At 35.6% G+C, this 2678-nt stretch carries 4 protein-coding genes; 1 reads left to right on the top strand and 3 read right to left on the bottom strand.

The genetic code is table 11. From position 1 onward, the window contains the following. Positions 1–528 precede the first annotated feature (528 nt). Entirely contained in the window at positions 529–693 is a 165-nt protein-coding gene (locus Q0W25_RS08945; RefSeq protein ID WP_298521256.1) for a hypothetical protein, read from the top strand. Positions 694–831: 138 nt separating this feature from the next. Here the strand turns inward: Q0W25_RS08945 and Q0W25_RS08950 are convergent, their stop codons facing one another. The 3 genes from Q0W25_RS08950 to Q0W25_RS08960 form a co-directional block, all read right to left on the bottom strand. Beyond that, positions 832–1056, bottom strand: coding sequence for a hypothetical protein (locus Q0W25_RS08950; RefSeq protein ID WP_298521258.1), 225 nt, complete (start codon positions 1054–1056; stop codon positions 832–834). A 316-nt stretch (positions 1057–1372) separates the two neighbouring features. Beyond that, positions 1373–1609: a polysaccharide deacetylase family protein gene (locus tag Q0W25_RS08955; RefSeq protein WP_298521260.1), complete on the bottom strand. Its 237-nt coding sequence runs from the start codon at positions 1607–1609 to the stop codon at positions 1373–1375. A gap of 45 nt (positions 1610–1654) precedes the next feature. After that, complete coding sequence (locus tag Q0W25_RS08960; RefSeq protein ID WP_298521262.1) at positions 1655–2677, bottom strand: NOG1 family protein; 1023 nt, start codon at positions 2675–2677, stop codon at positions 1655–1657. Between the last annotated feature and the right edge of the window lies 1 nt (position 2678).

Consider the following 2678-nt stretch of genomic DNA (forward strand, 5'->3'; position numbering starts at 1 on the left):
TTATTTAACATGCATTTACTTCATTACCTTTTTAAAATATTTTATTTTACTAATAACTGATTATAATTACTTTATTTTCTAAATAACAATGCAAGTGAGCACTTACATTCGAAAAACCTTAAATATGACTATTTTCATATAATAAATTAGACATTAGAGAGTTCGGTTCAAATTATTCTCTCACAGTCACAAATATGGGTGATAACATGGACGTAAAAAAAAATATTTTTCGCATTAATTGTTTCTGCACTTCTAATTGGTTGGGTTTGTGCAGCAAGTGTAAACGATTTTAAAGTAGATGACACCTATAAAAGTGTCTACAACGGCGAGTATTATTCTGTATATGCAAATAACAATCAAGACTCCGGAATATCAATTTACAAAAATGTAGATGATGATGTTTATGATAACATTGAAAACGATAATATTTTAGATAATGTAATTCATCACGACGGAAGAGAATATATTGTCCCTGACGATGATTTAAAACTTGATGTAGGATCAAACCACATTGCAAATTTCACTGACATGGAACATGCAACCCACGGTGTTTCAGAAGTTATCAGTGTTAACGGAGATCAATACATCGTAGCAGTTTGGGCAAAAGATTCAAGCAGCATGGACAATGCTAAATTACTTTCAACATTAAACGATTTCAACAAAAACAACAATGTTAAAGCAATAGCATTCTAAAATCAGAATTCTTTTTATTCATTTAAGGTGATGGGATTCATTTCTCATCACCATTTCTCCATTAATTTAAATTTCGGGATATTAACGCTCCCATATAATCTATTTTTTTTTAAAAATCATCTTTTATTAAGAGTTTTATTAAGGATTGTGCATATCCACAAATTCATTGTAAGTTATAAACCGATGACCTTCATTTTTCAGCATCTTAATCAGACGGTCCAATCGTCCAACCATCTCCTGGCCGCTGTGATTTCTGATGATGAAAGGCATTTTAAATTCAGGATGATTTTTAAGTTCGTAAAATTCCCATGGATGGAAATAAGTGACGAAGTAACTGTCGTGGTTAAGTACTCTGCGCACCATTCGATGGTATGACCATTCGGGCAGGTTATGTAATGACAGCCAGAATAGCGGAAAGCGTAGCCATGGTGTTACTGAAGCCGGAATTTGCATGACTCCGTCCTTCATAAACCATGTGCGTGGTGTTGTTGAGTTCATGTAACGGCCGGGAATAAATGCCGGATTGAGTGATGAGTTATAGCGATATCTTGCTTTTTTGATTTCGGATTCCACAACTGGAAACATGCGGGTTGACGGTAACCTGTTACAGTAACGCCTGTAACACGTTCTACAATCTCTTTTGAGCGGGTAAAGTCGGTATCTTTTGGCTGCCAGTGGTCTACACCATGACAGGCCACTTCATGGCCTTCTGTATAATGCGATGCATTACATTAGGAGCATTCTCAGCGAAATTGCCTGTACAGAAGAATGTGGCTTTGACATCATTTGCCTTTAACACATCTAAAATGTGGTTTGTTCCTTCAACTGAAACTTCAATGCCCTTTTCCAGAGAATAGTCGACTCCATGCTCTCGAGGACCATCAAATTCTTCAGTATCAAAACTCAACAGTATCATTGTTTCCCTTTTGAATAATTGATTGATAAAATTCAGTTCAGGTTATTAATAGTAATCGTCATCCTCTTCTTCAACAGTTCTGTCTATTTTCTTGATGGTTCCAATCAGTTTATTGATTTCGTCAACACCATCACCTTCAATAGCTGAAATGAAAATGGATCTGTCAATATCATCGATATAGTCGTTTAGATATTCTCTGTCTTCAACTAAATCCATCTTGTTGAACAGATAATAAACTGGGATTTCACCGAATATCTTTTCAATCTGCTTGAGCAGGTTATATTGATTGTCTAGGTGGAAACCGCAGGTTTCTGAAGCATCGAAAATAAACAATATTGCATCAGCCAAATGTTCTAGGGCTACAATAGCGTTCATTTCAATATCATTCATTTCCAAAACTGGTCTATCCAAAAGTCCTGGAGTGTCAATGATTTGTATGTTTCTCCAACGGATTTCAGTATGTCCTATTTGAATCCCTTTTGTTGTAAATGGATAATTTGCAACTTGAGGGTCTGCACTGCTCAATTGTGTTAAAAGAGTTGATTTTCCCACATTCGGAAAACCTGCAATCACAATTGTTGTTGCATCGAAATCAACAGTAGGCATATTTCTCAAATTCTGTTTTGCAAAATCCAAAAAGTCCAAATCCTTTTTGATTTTATTTACAACTGAAGATATTCTACCGTAAGCCTGTTTTTGGATTGCAGTTGCTTTTTCTGAAGGATTTTTCCTGATTTTTGCTTCGTATTCCTTTTCAAGTTGTGTAATGATTCCATAAGCCCAGTTAAGTGCACCAAGGGACTGTTTCATGTCATCTACGCCTACAGTGATGTCAATATAATCCTGATAGAATGGTGGTAACTCTTCGATTTCCGGAACTGCATCTATAATTGATTTCAATTTATCTTTAATCACTTGGCAAGAGGTAACTACACGTCTTTCTTCGATTCTTTTACCTTTCAAGTGTTTAGGTATCTTTTGACTTCTAAGCAGGTCTGCTTGTTTTTTACCTCTGCTGAACCCCTTGTCCAATAATTCTTCTGGGGTAGGTATTGTTGGTATCATCATT

It is taken from the genome of uncultured Methanobrevibacter sp. (genome assembly GCF_947166415.1).
GTDB lineage: Archaea > Methanobacteriota > Methanobacteria > Methanobacteriales > Methanobacteriaceae > Methanocatella.

Bases quoted from the DNA above. Each gene is read 5' to 3' on its own strand.
- Q0W25_RS08955 (WP_298521260.1), bottom strand. From the start codon at position 1,609: ATGATACTGTTGAGTTTTGATACTGAAGAATTTGATGGTCCTCGAGAG.
- Q0W25_RS08960 (WP_298521262.1), bottom strand. From the start codon at position 2,677: ATGATGATACCAACAATACCTACCCCAGAAGAATTATTGGACAAGGGG.
- Q0W25_RS08945 (WP_298521256.1), top strand. From the start codon at position 529: ATGGAACATGCAACCCACGGTGTTTCAGAAGTTATCAGTGTTAACGGA.
- Q0W25_RS08950 (WP_298521258.1), bottom strand. From the start codon at position 1,056: ATGGTGCGCAGAGTACTTAACCACGACAGTTACTTCGTCACTTATTTC.